The sequence below is a fragment of the Streptomyces sp. 130 genome, from assembly GCF_007096885.1.
GTDB lineage: Bacteria > Actinomycetota > Actinomycetes > Streptomycetales > Streptomycetaceae > Streptomyces.
This window is the reverse complement of the sequence record NZ_VJNO01000009.1, coordinates 105,139-119,836: the sequence shown is the minus strand read 5'-3', so window position 1 is coordinate 119,836 and position 14,698 is coordinate 105,139. Positions and strand designations below refer to the sequence as shown.

Below are 14,698 nucleotides of genomic sequence, written 5' to 3'. Positions count from 1 at the left end.
GTGTTTCCGTCCCTCGATCCTGGCACGCGGGGCGGGCCGGGCGCCCGGTGAGGCCGCGCGGGCGGTGGCCGGTCCGGATTGTCAGTGGGCCGTGGCAGGATCGGGGTGTGGCTGAGACGGCATCGAAGAAGACGGCAGACAACCGACCGCGCCTGCTCCTGATGGACGGGCACTCCCTGGCGTACCGGGCGTTCTTTGCGCTGCCCGCGGAGAATTTCACGACGGCGGCGGGCCAGCCGACGAACGCGGTGTACGGCTTCATGTCGATGCTCGCGAACACCCTGCGTGACGAGGCGCCGACGCATTTCGCGGTGGCGTTCGACGTGTCCCGCAAGACGTGGCGGGCGCAGGAGTTCCCGGAGTACAAGGCGAACCGCTCGAAGACCCCCGACGAGTTCAAGGGCCAGGTCGAGCTGATCGGCGAGTTGCTGGACGCGATGCGCGCGGACCGGTTCGCGGTCGAGGGCTTCGAGGCGGACGACATCATCGCGACGCTGGCCACGCAGGCCGAGGCGGCCGGCTTTGAGGTCCTGATCGTCACGGGTGACCGGGATTCGTTCCAGCTGATCACGGACAACGTGACCGTGCTCTACCCCACCAAGGGCGTCTCCGAGCTGACCCGCTTCACCCCGGAGAAGGTCGTGGAGAAGTACGGGCTCACCCCCCGGCAGTATCCGGACTTCGCGGCGCTGCGCGGTGACCCGTCGGACAACCTTCCGAGCATTCCCAAGGTCGGTGAGAAGACCGCCGCGAAGTGGATCAACCAGTTCGGCTCGTTCGACGAGCTGATCGCGCGGGCCGACGAGGTCAAGGGCGTGGCCGGGCAGAATCTCCGCGACCACCTGGACGCGGTGAAGATGAACCGCGTGCTGACCGAGATGGTCCGGGACGTGGAGCTGCCGAAGACCCCGGAGGGGCTGGAGCGCGCTCCGTACGACCGCACGGCGGTCACCGGCATCCTCGACATACTGGAGATCCGCAACCCGAGCCTGCGCGAGCGGCTGCTCGCGGTCGACCCGGGCGCGGCGGAGGCCGAGCCGCCCGCGCCCGCCGCCGGGATCGAGCTGGACGGGGCCGTGCTCGGCACCGGCGAGGTCGGCCCCTGGCTGGCGGAGCACGGCGCGCAGCCGCTCGGCGTCATGACGGTCGACACCTGGTCGCTCGGCGCCGGCGCGGTGACCGAGGTCGCGCTCGCCGCCGCCGGCGGGGCCGCCGCCTGGCTGGACCCGGCGCAGCTGGACGAGGCCGACGAGCTGGCGTTCGCCGCCTGGCTCGCGGACCCGGCCCGGCCCAAGGTCATGCACAACGCGAAGAGCGCGATGCGGGTCTTCCCGGAGCACGGCTGGCACCTCGACGGCGTCACGATGGACACCGCGCTCGCCGCGTACCTGGTGAAGCCCGGCCGGCGCTCCTTCGCGCTGGACGCGCTGGCCGTGGAGTATCTGGGCCGGGAGCTGGCTCCGGCCGCCGCGGCCGACGGTCAGCTGGCGTTCGGCGCCGACGACCGGGCGGAGGCCGACGCCCTGATGGCGCAGGCCCGCGCGGTGCTGGATCTCGGTGACGCGTTCACGGAGCGGCTGAAGGAGGTCGGCGCGGCCGGGCTGCTGCACGACATGGAGCTCCCGACGTCGATTCTGCTGGCCCGCCTGGAGCGGCACGGCATCGCGGCGGACCGGGCCCATCTGGAGGGGATGGAGCAGCAGTTCGCCGGGGCCGTCCAGCAGGCGGTGAAGGAGGCGCACGCGTCGGTGGGCCGGGAGTTCAACCTCGGTTCGCCCAAGCAGCTGCAGGAGGTCCTGTTCGGCGAGCTGGGTCTGCCGAAGACCAAGAAGACCAAGACCGGTTACACGACGGACGCGGACGCGCTGGCCTGGCTGGCCGCCCAGACGGAGCACGAGCTGCCCGTGCTCATGCTCCGCCACCGCGAGCAGGCGAAGCTGCGGGTCACGGTCGAGGGCCTGGTGAAGTCGATCGCGGCGGACGGCCGCATCCACACCACGTTCAACCAGACGGTGGCGGCGACCGGCCGTCTGTCGTCCACCGACCCGAATCTGCAGAACATCCCCGTCCGCACGGACGAGGGCCGGGCGATCCGCCGCGGCTTCGTCGTCGGCGAGGGTTTCGAGACGCTGATGACGGCGGACTACAGCCAGATCGAACTGCGCGTGATGGCCCATCTCTCCGAGGACGCGGGCCTGATCGAGGCGTTCACCTCCGGGGAGGACCTGCACACCACGGTCGCCTCGCAGGTCTTCGGCGTCGAGAAGTCCGCGGTCGACCCGGAGATGCGGCGCAAGATCAAGGCCATGAGCTACGGCCTGGCGTACGGCCTCTCCGCCTTCGGCCTCTCCCAGCAGCTGAACATCGAGGCGGGCGAGGCCCGGGTCCTGATGGACACCTACTTCGAGCGGTTCGGCGGGGTCCGCGACTATCTGCGCCGCGTGGTGGAGGAGGCCAGGGCCACCGGGTACACGGAGACGATCTTCGGCCGCCGCCGCTATCTCCCCGACCTGAACAGCGACAACCGCCAGCGCCGTGAGACCGCCGAGCGGATGGCGCTCAACGCCCCGATCCAGGGCACCGCCGCGGACATCGTCAAGGTCGCCATGCTCCAGGTCGACCGGGCGCTGACCGAGGCGGAGCTGAAGTCGCGGATGCTGCTCCAGGTGCACGACGAGATCGTGCTGGAGATCGCCGACGGCGAGCGGGAGCGGGTCGAGGGCATCCTGCGGCACGAGATGTCGACGGCCGTGCGGCTGCGGGCCCCGCTGGACGTGTCCGTGGGCGTCGGCGACGACTGGGAGTCAGCGGCGCACTGACCGCTTCCGGCCGGGGCCCGCGGGGGCCCCGGCCGTCTCCGCCGCTCGTCGCGCGGGGGCCAGGCGCACCGCCGCCGCGTACAGCAGGAGCCCGGCCGCGAGGCCCGCGCCGGCGCCGAAGCAGGCCGTCGGGATGATGTCCAGCGGCGTGTCGACGTGCCCGTGGTACGCGTACCAGCGGGCGCACCGGTGCGCGGTGCCCAGCACGGCGCACAGCCCGATCGAGGCGAGCGCCCAGCCCCGCACCCGCGCGGTCAGGACCGGCACGGACGCGGGCACCGGCCGGTCCCCGGTCCGCCGCAGCCCCGACACCGTGAACCAGGCGAGCAGCAGCAGGGCCGGGGCGGACGTGCCGTACTGGACGAGCGTGAAGACGGGATACCCGGCCACGCTGCCGTCGAGCCCGGGCACCAGCCGCACACCCCACCGGCCGTGATGGGTGAAGGCGTCCCACACGACATGGGTGGCGGACCCGATCACCGCCGAAGCCGCGAACCACGCGGCGTCCCGGACGCCGGGCCCCCGCCGCCCGGGCCCGTTCGCGGCCCCGCCGCCCCGCAGCCAGGTGTGCACGCGCCTCCGCCACCGCGGCGGCATCAGCGCCACCAGCGGGTCGCGCAGCAGCAGCCACAGCCCCAGCGCCAGCGCGGTGATCAGCACGTCCACGGTGACGACGCCCCACACCGCGTGGGTGACCTCGCCGAACTCCATGGCGCCCGGGACCACCGAGTCCGCGAAGTACGTCAGATCGGGGGCGAACGACCCGGCGACCAGGGCCGAGGCGAGCAGCGGGCCACGGCCGGCGCCGTCGCGCCGGATTCCCGGGAGCACGGCGGCGGCATGGCTGAGCGTGAAGGGCATGCGGGCAGTATGCGTGACCCGGCGGGGCAGGCACGGGGTGGCCCGTGGGGCAGCAGGGTTCGTCACGGGAATGTCCGCACGTGGACAACTCGTGTTCAGGAAGGTGAGAAAGCGGTAAGAACCGGCCCGCCCGCCGTGTGCGCGCCGGAGGACGTGCCGTAGGGTCGCCTGAGTCCAGGCGCAGGGGAGCGCCGACCGTGACGAGGGGGAGGGCCCACACTTCATGGCAGCGCAATTCGGTCGCCGACTGTACAGAGGAGCGGCCACCACGGCCGTGGCCGCCGTCGCCGTGGCGGCGCTCTCGGCCTCGCAGGCCCCCGGTGCCCCGTCCCCGCTCGTCGCGGCGGACGGCGAGCACCCGTCCGCGGGCGCCACGACCCCCGCCGACCAGGGCGGCGGCGTCTCCGGCGACTCGCCGTACTACACGGACCTGCCGCCGCTGAACACCCCGGACAAGCCCGGCAGTTCGGCCAACCTGCCCGTCACCGGCAGCGCCGAGTCCGGGATACCCGCCTCCGTCCTCGCGGCGTACAAGAGGGCCCAGGAGACCGTCGCGGGCACGGACCCGTCCTGCCGGCTGCCGTGGCAGCTGCTCGCCGCGATCGGCAAGGTCGAGTCCGGCCAGGCCCGCGGCGGCCGGGTCGACGCACAGGGGACCACGCTCTCCCCGATCCTCGGCCCCGCCCTCGACGGCAACGGCTTCGCCCTGATCAAGGACACCGACAACGGTGCCTACGACGGCGACCGGACGCACGACCGGGCGGTCGGCCCGATGCAGTTCATCCCGTCCACCTGGGCGACCTGGGGCCAGGACGGCAACGGCGACGGCCGCAAGGACCCCAACAACATCTACGACGCCGCGCTCGCCGCCGGACGCTACCTCTGCGCCGGCGACCGCGACCTGTCGACCGCCACCGACCTGGACCGGGCGGTCCTCAGCTACAACCACTCCGACGTGTACCTGCGTACGGTCCGCTCCTGGTTCACGTACTACAACCGGGGCACGCACGAGGTCCCCGACGGCACCGGCGTCCTCCCGGCCGGCCCCACCAGCCGCGACCCGGGCCCCAGCCGTCCGGGCCCCAGCCGTCCGGGCGGCGGCCCGTCGAGCAGCCCGTCCCCGACGCCCTCGCCGTCCGGGACGCCGCAGCCGGGCACCTCCACCGAGCCCACGCAGCCGTCCGACCCCAGCCCCGAGCCTTCGAAGCCGAAGCCCCCGACGCACACCCCGACGCCGGCGCCCACCCCGTCGCAGCGCGTGGCGGCCCTGCAGAACGACGGCACCGGCACGCTGACCGCCACGGCCGGCGAGAAGTTCGGCGCGGGGGTCAAGGTGCGGGCCCGCGACGGCCTCGGCAAGACGGTGGCCGAGGCGAAGGTCACCTTCACCGTCGTCGGGGACACCGACACCACGTTCGACGGCGGCTTCAAGACGGTCACCCGCGCCACCGGAGCCGACGGCAGGGTGTCCTCGCCGGTGCTCCGCGCGGGCGAGAAGACCGGCGAGTTCACCGTGCGGGCCACCGTCGACGGCACCTCCGTCGCCACCACCTTCAAGGTGACCGTCACCGCCCGCCAGGCCGACGCCATCACCAGGACCGGCACCACGAAGCTGACCGCCGTCGCCGGTGAGACCTTCGACCCCATCACCGTCGCCGCCACCTACCAGGGCAAGGCCGCGGGCAAGGTCGCCGTCACCGCCACCGTGATCACCGACGGGGACACCCCGGCCGTCAACGACAAGGGCCCCTACTGCACGAACGACGCGGGCAACCCCGTCCGCACCATCGAGCTCACCACGGCGGCCGACGGCAGCCTGAAGCTCCCGACGTTCTACGCGGACGGCCCGGCCGGCACGTACAAGCTGCGCCTCACCACCGAGGGCGGCGCCACGGTCACCATCGACCTGACCGTCGAGGAGCGCCCGGCCACCGCCGCCTCCTGACCGGGGACCCGCCCGGACAGCCCCTCCGCCGCCCGCCGGCCGAGGGGCTGTCCCCGCTCACCCCCGCTTCGGCCGCGCCTTCGTGAACCGGGTCGCCTCCGCCGCCGCCGGGTCCTCGGGCCACGGGTGCTTCGGATACCGGCCGCGCAGCTCCGCCCGGACCGCCCGGTAGCCGTCGCGCCAGAACGACGCCAGGTCAGCCGTCACCGCGGCCGGCCGCCCGGCGGGGGACAGCAGGTGCGCCAGCACCGGCACGCCCGCCACCCGCGGGGTCTCCTGGAGGCCGAACAGCTCCTGGAGCTTCACCGCGAGCACCGGCTGCTCCCCGCCGTAATCCACCCGGACGCGCGAACCGCTCGGCACCTCGATCCGCTCCGGCGCCAGCTCGTCCAGGCGGGCCGCCTCGCCCGTCGCCCACGGCAGCAGCCGGCGCAGCGCCTGCCCCGCGTCGACCGCCGCCAGGTCGGAGCGCCGCCGCGCCCGCGACAGCTCCGGCTCCAGCCAGGCCCCGGGGTCCGAGAGCAGCGCCCCGTCCGACACGTCCGGCCACGGCCCGCCCAGCACCCGGTGCAGGAACGCCAGCCGCTCCCGCAGCTGCCCCGCGTCCCGGCTCCACCGCAGCAGCCCCACACCCTCCCGTCGAAGCCCCTCCACCAGGGCGTCGCGGACCAGCGCCGGATCGGGCCGCTCCAGCGGGCGGGCGGCCAGCTCGACCGCCCCCAGCCGCTCCACCCGGCGGGCCACCACGTCCCGGCCGTCCCAGCGGACCTCCTCGCCCGCGCACCGCAGCGGCCCCGCGGCCAGCAGCGCGGTGTCCTCGTCGATGACGGCCGCCAGCCGCACCCGGGCGGACGCCGCGTGCGCGGGCCGGTCCGCGACCGCCACGGCCAGCCAGGGCGCCCCGCGCAGCCCGGACCCCTCGCCGGGCTCCGCGCCCGTGCCCGACGCCATCAGGAACGCCCCGCCGCCCCGCGCCCGTGCCACCCGCTCCGGGAAGGCGAGGGCCGCCACCAGGCCCACCGCCGCGTCGTCCGGGACGGACCGGCCGCCGCCCCCGTCGCCCTTGAGCGCGGACGACAGGCGCCGCACCTCCTGGCGCCAGCGCCCCGCGTAGGCGTCCTGGCCCCGGCGCGCGGTGCGCAGCGCGACCGCCAGATCGTCCCCGTACGAGCGCGGCGGCTCCTCGCTCAGCAGCGCCACCACCTCGGCGGCCCGGCGCCCGCCCACCTCGGCCGCCCCGTCCAGCAGCGCCCGGGCCAGCCGGGGGTGCAGCCCGAGCCGGGACATGCGTACGCCCCGCTCGGTGACCCGGCCGTCCGGGTCCACCGCGCCGACCGCGCCGAGCACCTCGCGCGCGGCGGCCATCGCCCCCTGCGGCGGGGCGTCGAGCAGCGCGAGCCCGGAGGCGTCCGGGTCGCCCCAGCAGGCCGCCTGGAGGGCGAACGCCGTCAGATCGGCCACCCTGATCTCCGGGGCGGGATACCGGGCGAGCCGGCCGTCCTCGGCCCGGTCCCAGCAGCGGTACACCGTCCCGGGTGCCTCGCGCCCCGCCCGGCCCGCGCGCTGCCGGCCCGCCGCCTGCGAGGCCCGCACGGTGGTCAGCGCGCTCAGCCCCCGGGCGTGATCGGTGCGCGGCTCCCGGGCCAGCCCCGAGTCGACCACGGTCCGCACCCCGGGGACCGTCAGCGAGGACTCGGCCACCGAGGTCGCCAGGACCACCCGGCGTCCCCCGGACGAGCCGGCCAGCACCGCGTCCTGCACCGCCGCCGGGGCCCGGCCGTGGACCTGGAGCACTTCGGCCCCGACGTCCGCCAGCTGTCCGGCGACCCGGCCGATCTCGCCGACGCCGGGCAGGAAGCACAGCACGTCGCCGTCCCGCTCGGCGAGCGCCCGCCGCACCACGGAGGCGACATGGCTCAGCAGCGCCGGATCGACCCTCGTGCCGTGCGGCGGCCGGACCGGCGCGGACGGCGGGGCCCACACCACCTCCACCGGATGCGACACGCCCCGCGCCCCGATCACCGGGGCGTCCCCGAGCAGCCGCGCCCAGCCCTCCGCGTCCGTCGTCGCGGACGCCGCCACCAGCCGCAGGTCCGGGCGCAGCGCCGCGCGCACGTCCAGCAGGAACGCGGCCACCGTGTCCGCGTCCAGGTGGCGTTCGTGGCACTCGTCGATGATCACCGCGTCCACCCCGGCCAGCTCCTGGTCGCGCTGCAGCCGCTGGAGCAGCACCCCGGTGGTGACGACCTCGACGACGGTGTCCGGGCCGGCCGCCCGCTCGCCGCGCACGGTGAACCCGACGCGCTCCCCGGTCCGCTCGCCCAGCAGCCACGCCATGCGCCGGGCCGCGGCGCGGGCGGCGATCCGGCGCGGCTCGGCGACGACGACCCGGCGCACCGGGCCCTCGCCGGTCAGCCCGGCCAGGGCGAGCGGGACGAGGGTGGTCTTGCCGGTGCCGGGGGGTGCGCACAGGACCGCGGTCCCGTGGTCGTCGAGCGCCCGCCGGAGCGCGGGGACGGCGGTGCGGACGGGCAGCCGGTCGAGGGCGTCGGTGCGGATCACGTCCCCAGTCTCGTACGGGAGCCGCCCGCGCCCCGCACCGGCCGGTGACTCAGTCCCGTACGCAGACGAAGATCGCGGTCCCCGGGATCAGGTTGCCGCGCAGCGGGGACCAGCCGCCCCACTCCCGGTCGTTCCAGGCGGGCCACTCCGGCTCGACCAGGTCCACCAGCCGGAAGCCGCCCGCGACCACGTCCCGGACCCGGTCGCCCAGGGTGCGGTGGTGCTCCACGTAGACCGCGTCGCCGTGCTCGTCCTGCTCGACGTAGGGGGTGCGGTCGAAGTAGGAGGCGGCCACCGACAGGCCCTCGGGGCCCGGCTCGTCCGGGAAGGCCCAGCGGACGGGGTGCGTCACGGAGAAGACCCAGCGGCCGCCGGGGCGCAGCACCCGGCGCACCTCGCGGAAGACCTGGACCGGGTCGGCGACGAAGGGCACCGCGCCGTAGGCGGAGCAGGCCAGGTCGAAGGAGGCGTCGCGGAAGGGCAGCCGCCCCGCGTCCGCCTCGACCAGCGGGACGTCGTCGCCGATGCGCAGGGCGTGCTGGAGCTGGCGGTGGGAGAGGTCCAGGGCGACGGGGCGGGCGCCCTGCGCGGCCAGCCAGCGGGAGCACTGGGCCGCGCCGGCGCCGATCTCCAGGACGTCGAGCCCCTTCAGCCCGGCGGCGGGGCCCAGGAGCCCGGCGGTCGCCTCGTCCAGGCCCTCGGGGCCCCAGACGAAGCGGTCGTCGCCGAGGAAGGCGCCGTGGTCGCTCTGGTACTCGTCGGCGTTGCGGTCCCACCAGCCCCGGCTGGCCCGGCTGCTCTCGGCGGTCCCGGCGCTGCGGCGGGTCGCCTCGGGTTCGGCGGCGTACATCTCTTGGCTCATCGTGTCCGTCGTTGTAGTTTGCCTTCACCCCGTCGTACGCGGTACGTACCAAGGGGGCCTGCGCGGTGCCGCACCGGTGTGTCCGGACGTCGCCGGACACGATCTGGCCTCGGTGAACCCGAGTTGTGCCGGATATGGGGCTTTCCGCCTGTGGTGTCCGCCTTCGCGCATTGACCGTGCTCTGCTGCCCCCGTATGCTACAAGTTGCGCTGCGAGCCTGCGCTCCTCAGACCTAGCAGGCCGCGCTCGCATCTGTTGCTAGTCCCCTCGGTTCACGAGGCGCCTTCCGGTCACGGAATTGGCGCTTCCCGGGCTGTCCGGCTTAGGCAGAGGCGATACGGGCTTTCGGCGTAGCAGTACCTACGACTCACTGTCCGTACCGGAGCCCTTTCCCACATGACGAGCAGCACCGAGACCACCGCCACCACTCCGCAGGTTGCGGTCAACGACATCGGCGACGCGGACGCGTTCCTCGCGGCGATCGACGAGACGATCAAGTACTTCAACGACGGCGACATCGTTGACGGTGTCATCGTCAAGGTTGACCGGGACGAGGTTCTCCTCGACATCGGTTACAAGACCGAAGGCGTCATCCCGAGCCGCGAGCTCTCGATCAAGCACGACGTCGACCCGAACGAGGTCGTGAAGGTCGGTGACGAGATCGAGGCCCTGGTTCTCCAGAAGGAGGACAAGGAAGGCCGCCTGATCCTCTCGAAGAAGCGCGCTCAGTACGAGCGTGCCTGGGGCACCATCGAGAAGATCAAGGAAGAGGACGGCATCGTCACCGGTACCGTCATCGAGGTCGTCAAGGGTGGTCTCATCCTCGACATCGGCCTCCGCGGCTTCCTCCCGGCGTCGCTCGTCGAGATGCGTCGTGTCCGCGACCTCCAGCCGTACGTGGGCAAGGAGCTCGAGGCCAAGATCATCGAGCTGGACAAGAACCGCAACAACGTGGTCCTGTCCCGCCGTGCCTGGCTCGAGCAGACCCAGTCCGAGGTCCGCCAGACGTTCCTCACGACCCTCCAGAAGGGTCAGGTCCGCTCCGGCGTCGTCTCCTCGATCGTCAACTTCGGTGCCTTCGTGGACCTGGGTGGCGTCGACGGTCTGGTGCACGTCTCCGAGCTGTCCTGGAAGCACATCGACCACCCCTCCGAGGTTGTCGAGGTCGGCCAGGAGGTCACCGTCGAGGTCCTCGACGTCGACATGGACCGCGAGCGCGTCTCGCTGTCGCTCAAGGCGACGCAGGAAGACCCGTGGCAGCAGTTCGCCCGTACGCACCAGATCGGGCAGGTCGTCCCCGGTAAGGTCACCAAGCTCGTTCCGTTCGGTGCGTTCGTCCGCGTGGACGAGGGCATCGAGGGCCTGGTCCACATCTCCGAGCTGGCCGAGCGCCACGTGGAGATCCCGGAGCAGGTCGTCCAGGTCAACGACGAGATCTTCGTCAAGGTCATCGACATCGACCTCGAGCGCCGTCGCATCAGCCTCTCGCTGAAGCAGGCCAACGAGGCGTTCGGCGGCGACCCGGCCTCGGTCGAGTTCGACCCGACCCTGTACGGCATGGCCGCGTCCTACGACGACCAGGGCAACTACATCTACCCCGAGGGCTTCGACCCCGAGACCAACGACTGGCTCGAGGGCTTCGAGACCCAGCGCGAGATCTGGGAGACCCAGTACGCCGAGGCGCAGCAGCGCTTCGAGCAGCACCAGGCCCAGGTCATCAAGTCCCGCGAGGCCGACGAGGCCGCCGCCGCCGAGGGTGCCGCCACCCCCGCCGGCAACACGCAGGCCGCCTCGGGCGGCAGCGGCGGCTCCTACTCCTCGGAGTCCTCGGACAACTCCGGCGCCCTGGCGTCGGACGAGGCCCTGGCCGCGCTCCGCGAGAAGCTGGCGGGCGGCCAGAGCTGACGCTCTGTCCCTCCGGCCGGTCATCGGCTGCGGTAGGTAAGTGACCGTGAGGCCCGCTCCCTTCGGGGAGCGGGCCTCACGCGTTTCCGGAGTGAAAGAGCGTGTACGGGGAATGACCAAGAGACCCGGGGCGTTCTTCTCCAGGAACACAAGGAGGAGCGGTAACCGTGCCTGATCCGCAGAGTTTGTACGAATGGGAGCCGAAGGGCCTGGCTGTGGTCGACATGGCGCTCGCCCAGGAGTCGGCCGGCCTGGTCATGCTCTACCACTTCGAGGGCTACATCGACGCGGGTGAGACGGGCGAGCAGATCGTCGACGGCCTGCTCGAATCGCTGCCGCACCAGGTCGTCGCCCGCTTCGACCACGACCGCCTGATCGACTACCGCGCCCGGCGCCCGCTGCTGACGTTCAAGCGCGACCGCTGGACGGCGTACGCGACCCCCGCCCTGGAGGTCCGCGTCGTCCAGGACGCCACGGGCGCGCCGTTCCTGCTGCTGTCCGGGCCGGAGCCGGACGTGGAGTGGGAGAAGTTCGCCGCCGCCGTCGAGGAGGTGGTCGAGCGCCTGGGCGTCCGCCTCGCGGTCAACTTCCACGGCATCCCGATGGGCGTCCCGCACACCCGCCCCGTCGGCATCACCCCGCACGGCAACCGCACCGACCTCACGCCCGGCCACCGCAGCCCCTTCGAGGAGGCGCAGGTCCCCGGCTCCGCCGAGGCACTCGTCGAGTACCGGCTGATGGAGGCGGGCCACGACGTGCTCGGCGTGGCCGCCCATGTGCCGCACTACGTCGCCCGCTCCGCCTACCCGGACGCGGCGCTCACCGCGCTGGAGGCGATCACCGCCGCGACCGGCCTGGTCCTGCCGACCGTCGCGCACGCCCTGCGCACCGAGGCGCACCGCACCCAGACGGAGATCGACCGCCAGATCGGCCAGGGCGACGAGGAGCTGGTCTCGCTGGTCGAGGGCCTCGAGCACCAGTACGACGCGATCGCGGGCGCGGAGACCCGCGGCAATCTGGTCGCCGAACCGGCGGACCTGCCGTCGGCGGAGGAGATCGGCCTCGAATTCGAGAAGTTCCTCGCCGAGCGCGAGGGCGACGTCTGAGCGCGTCCCGCGCCCGCCGCCCGTGCCCCCCGCCCGCGGGGACCACGGGCAGCGGGACACCTTAGGCTGTCGGACATGCTGAATGTGGGCCTGACCGGTGGCATCGGAGCCGGCAAGAGCGAAGTGTCCCGGCTGCTCGTCGGCCACGGTGCCGTCCTCATCGACTCGGACCGCATCGCCCGCGAGGTGGTCGGACCCGGCACCCCCGGACTCGCCGCCGTGGTCGAGGAGTTCGGCCCCGGCATCCTGACCCCGGACGGCGCGCTCGACCGCCCGGCGCTCGGCGCGATCGTCTTCACCGACCCGGACCGCCTCGCCGCGCTCAACGCGATCGTCCACCCCCTGGTCCGCGAGCGCTCCGCCGAACTGGAGCGGGCCGCCGGACCGGACTCCGTGGTCGTCCACGACGTCCCCCTCCTCACCGAGAACGGCCTCGCCCCCCTCTACGACCTGGTCGTCGTGGTCGACGCCGACCCAAAGACCCAGCTCGACCGGCTCGTCCGGCTGCGCGGCATGACCGAGGAGGACGCCCGCGCCCGCATGGCCGCCCAGGCCACCCGCGAGCAGCGGCGCGCCGTCGCCGACCTGGTCATCGACAACGACGGACCGGTCGAGGAGCTGGCGGACCGGGTCCGCGAGGTCTGGGCCCTGCTGACCCGCCGGGCGGCGGAGAAGGGCTGAGCCCGCCTCCGTACCGCCTCATCGGCCGGCCGCGCGCCCGCACCGGAATACCCGCGGCCGGGTCCGCGTTCACCCCGGGACGGACCAGGGAAGGATGCCACCGTGCCCGAGAGGAACCCGGAAACCGACGTCATCGACTTCCGTGCGGCCGAGCAGCTGCTCGCCGCGCGCGATCCCCGGGGCGCCGTGCGGCTGCTCGACTCGGTGATCGCCGCCCACCCCGAGAACACCGCCGCCCGGCTGCTGCGCGCCCGCGCCTTCTTCGCCGCGGCGCAGCTGCGCCCCGCCGAGCTGGAATTCGAGCTGGTGCTGGAGCGCGAGCCGGACAACGCCTTCGCGCACTTCGCCCTGGCCCGCACCTTCGAGCGCTCCGGCCACCCCGAGCGCGCCACCCGCCACTTCCGGCTGGCGGCGGCGCTCGACCCGAAGCCGGAGTACCTGCGCGCGGCCCGCTTCGAGAACTAGCGGGGACTAGGGAGTGCCCGGCGGCGGCCCCTTGCCGCCCCCGGGGCCGTGGTCGGGATCGTAGGGGGGAATGGAGCGGCCCGGCTGGTAGTGCGCGCCCTGGCGCAGCCGGTGCACGACCACGCACAGGTCCACCAGGACCAGCGCGAGCAGCACCCCGCAGACGACGGCCCAGCCGGTGCGGCCGTTCACGGCGAACGCCGTCACCCCGAAGACGGCCCAGGCCAGGCCCCACAGACTCAGCCAGAGCCGCATCCGCAGCGGACTGCGGGCGGTCGTCGGTTCATTGCCGGTACGCATGGCATCGCCTCCCTACCAGCATGGACCCATGCCCGGTCGGGTGCGGCATCGCGGGAGCGGCCGACCGCGCGAGGAAACGCGGCCGGCCGCTCCCCGTACGCGGGTCAGTCGGTCAGCAGCTTCGCTCGCAGCGCCGCCACGGTCGCGTCGTCGAGCTTCAGCCCCTCCCGTACGTACGTGTCGAAGTCGCCGTAGATCTGGTCCACCTCGGCGTACGCGGCGCGCAGCCAGCTCAGCTCCACGGCCTCCGGGTCGCCGGTGTACTGGTTGCTGGCCAGGAAGTCCGCCTCGACCGTGGCCCGGGGGACGCCGAGCAGGGTGAGCAGGACGGCCGTGCCCCAGCCGGTGCGGTCCTTGCCCGCGCTGCAGTGGAAGACCGTGGCGCCCGAGGTGTTCGTGGCGACGGCCGTGACGAGGTCGTGGAAGGCGTAGTCCGCGCCCACGAAGTTGACCATGAACGGGTAGCCGATGGACTGGCCGAGGTCCGACGAGCCGGAGAAGAGCCCGGCGGCGATCGCCTCGGCCAGGGTCATCAGGGCGGAGTCGTGGAAGCGGATGCCGTGGGCGAGCGAGACGACGTCCGCGACCTGGTAGCGCACCCCGGCGGGCAGCCGGTCCGGTTCCTCGTACCGCTCCTGGACGTTGCGCAGGTCCACGTCGAGCGTGAGCTTCTGGGAGACCAGCCGCTGCTGCTCCGCGTCGGTGAGCTTGCTCAGCTTGTTGGAGCGGTAGACCAGGCCCGGGCGCACCCAGCGCCCGTCCGTGGTCCGGTAGCCGCCGATGTCCCGGAAGTTGCGGGCCGAGGCCAGGCCGAGCGAGCGGTCGGCGACGACGAGCGGGCTGCCGCTGTCGGGGACCAGCCGGAAGTACCAGCGCCCGGCCTCGGGGAGCGTGCCCGGGGCGACCGTCAGCGAGCCGGTGCCGGGGGCCGTGCCGAGAGCGGTGCCGGTGGTGGCGTCGGGCGAGGTCACGGCGGTGACGGTCACCGAAGCGGCGGGCGACGCCCAGGTCAGGGTGTGGCCGCCGTCGGCGGTGCGGGTGGCGGTGGCGGCCGTGAACGGGACGGCGGACTGCGCGACGGCGGCCGTGGCGGTCGCGGGCGGCGCGGCGAGGGCGGCCGGGGCCATGACCGTACCGGTCAGGAGGGCGGTGGCGAGGACGGCGCCGGCGATGCGGTGCGTACGCATGGTGC

11 protein-coding genes are annotated in these 14,698 nt (G+C 73.7%); 6 read left to right on the top strand and 5 right to left on the bottom strand.

The features are described from left to right. Window positions 1-107: 107 nt before the first annotated feature. Window positions 108-2,819, top strand: a complete 2,712-nt coding sequence (gene polA, locus FKN01_RS10895; RefSeq protein ID WP_143619012.1) for a DNA polymerase I — start codon at window positions 108-110, stop codon at window positions 2,817-2,819. Here polA and FKN01_RS10890 read toward each other — a convergent pair. Further along, window positions 2,805-3,680 carry a DUF4184 family protein gene (locus FKN01_RS10890; protein WP_143619010.1) on the bottom strand — a complete coding sequence of 292 codons (876 nt, stop codon included), beginning with the start codon at window positions 3,678-3,680 and terminating at the stop codon, window positions 2,805-2,807. The genes polA and FKN01_RS10890 overlap by 15 nt on opposite strands. Before the next feature lie 223 nt (window positions 3,681-3,903). Between FKN01_RS10890 and FKN01_RS10885 the strand changes: the two genes are divergently transcribed. After that, on the top strand, window positions 3,904-5,625 hold the full coding sequence (locus FKN01_RS10885) for a lytic murein transglycosylase (protein ID WP_143619008.1): 1,722 nt from the start codon (window positions 3,904-3,906) through the stop codon (window positions 5,623-5,625). 57 nt (window positions 5,626-5,682) lie between these two features. Here the strand turns inward: FKN01_RS10885 and hrpB are convergent, their stop codons facing one another. Both hrpB and FKN01_RS10875 read right to left on the bottom strand, forming a co-directional pair. Further along, window positions 5,683-8,187, bottom strand: a complete 2,505-nt coding sequence (hrpB, locus tag FKN01_RS10880) for an ATP-dependent helicase HrpB (RefSeq protein ID WP_143619006.1) — start codon at window positions 8,185-8,187, stop codon at window positions 5,683-5,685. A gap of 49 nt (window positions 8,188-8,236) precedes the next feature. Further along, the gene (locus FKN01_RS10875; RefSeq protein WP_398931911.1) at window positions 8,237-9,037 is read right to left on the bottom strand and encodes a class I SAM-dependent methyltransferase; all 801 of its coding nucleotides are present in this window, start codon (window positions 9,035-9,037) and stop codon (window positions 8,237-8,239) included. A 408-nt stretch (window positions 9,038-9,445) separates the two neighbouring features. Between FKN01_RS10875 and rpsA the strand changes: the two genes are divergently transcribed. The 4 genes from rpsA to FKN01_RS10855 all read left to right on the top strand — a co-directional run bounded on the left by rpsA (window position 9,446) and on the right by FKN01_RS10855 (window position 13,206). Next, a complete protein-coding gene (gene rpsA / locus FKN01_RS10870; protein WP_143619002.1) occupies window positions 9,446-10,954 on the top strand; it encodes a 30S ribosomal protein S1 in 1,509 nt (502 codons plus the stop codon). 167 nt (window positions 10,955-11,121) lie between these two features. Beyond that, on the top strand, window positions 11,122-12,060 hold the full coding sequence (locus FKN01_RS10865; protein ID WP_143619000.1) for a PAC2 family protein: 939 nt from the start codon (window positions 11,122-11,124) through the stop codon (window positions 12,058-12,060). A 75-nt stretch (window positions 12,061-12,135) separates the two neighbouring features. Beyond that, window positions 12,136-12,741, top strand: a complete 606-nt coding sequence (gene coaE, locus FKN01_RS10860) for a dephospho-CoA kinase (protein WP_143618998.1) — start codon at window positions 12,136-12,138, stop codon at window positions 12,739-12,741. Window positions 12,742-12,843: 102 nt separating this feature from the next. Then, window positions 12,844-13,206 (top strand): tetratricopeptide repeat protein, encoded by a 363-nt coding sequence (locus FKN01_RS10855; protein WP_018518777.1) that lies wholly within the window; start codon window positions 12,844-12,846, stop codon window positions 13,204-13,206. A gap of 6 nt (window positions 13,207-13,212) precedes the next feature. Here the strand turns inward: FKN01_RS10855 and FKN01_RS10850 are convergent, their stop codons facing one another. Beyond that, window positions 13,213-13,506, bottom strand: coding sequence for a DUF6343 family protein (locus FKN01_RS10850; protein WP_143618996.1), 294 nt, complete (start codon window positions 13,504-13,506; stop codon window positions 13,213-13,215). A gap of 104 nt (window positions 13,507-13,610) precedes the next feature. Beyond that, complete coding sequence (locus FKN01_RS10845; protein WP_143618994.1) at window positions 13,611-14,693, bottom strand: tyrosine-protein phosphatase; 1,083 nt, start codon at window positions 14,691-14,693, stop codon at window positions 13,611-13,613. Window positions 14,694-14,698 lie beyond the last annotated feature (5 nt).

Coding starts and splice junctions, on each gene's coding strand:
- FKN01_RS10875 (WP_398931911.1), bottom strand. CDS start 9,037: ATGTACGCCGCCGAACCCGAGGCGACCCGCCGCAGCGCCGGGACCGCC.
- FKN01_RS10845 (WP_143618994.1), bottom strand. CDS start 14,693: ATGCGTACGCACCGCATCGCCGGCGCCGTCCTCGCCACCGCCCTCCTG.
- rpsA (WP_143619002.1), top strand. CDS start 9,446: ATGACGAGCAGCACCGAGACCACCGCCACCACTCCGCAGGTTGCGGTC.
- FKN01_RS10850 (WP_143618996.1), bottom strand. CDS start 13,506: ATGCGTACCGGCAATGAACCGACGACCGCCCGCAGTCCGCTGCGGATG.
- coaE (WP_143618998.1), top strand. CDS start 12,136: ATGCTGAATGTGGGCCTGACCGGTGGCATCGGAGCCGGCAAGAGCGAA.
- FKN01_RS10885 (WP_143619008.1), top strand. CDS start 3,904: ATGGCAGCGCAATTCGGTCGCCGACTGTACAGAGGAGCGGCCACCACG.
- FKN01_RS10890 (WP_143619010.1), bottom strand. CDS start 3,680: ATGCCCTTCACGCTCAGCCATGCCGCCGCCGTGCTCCCGGGAATCCGG.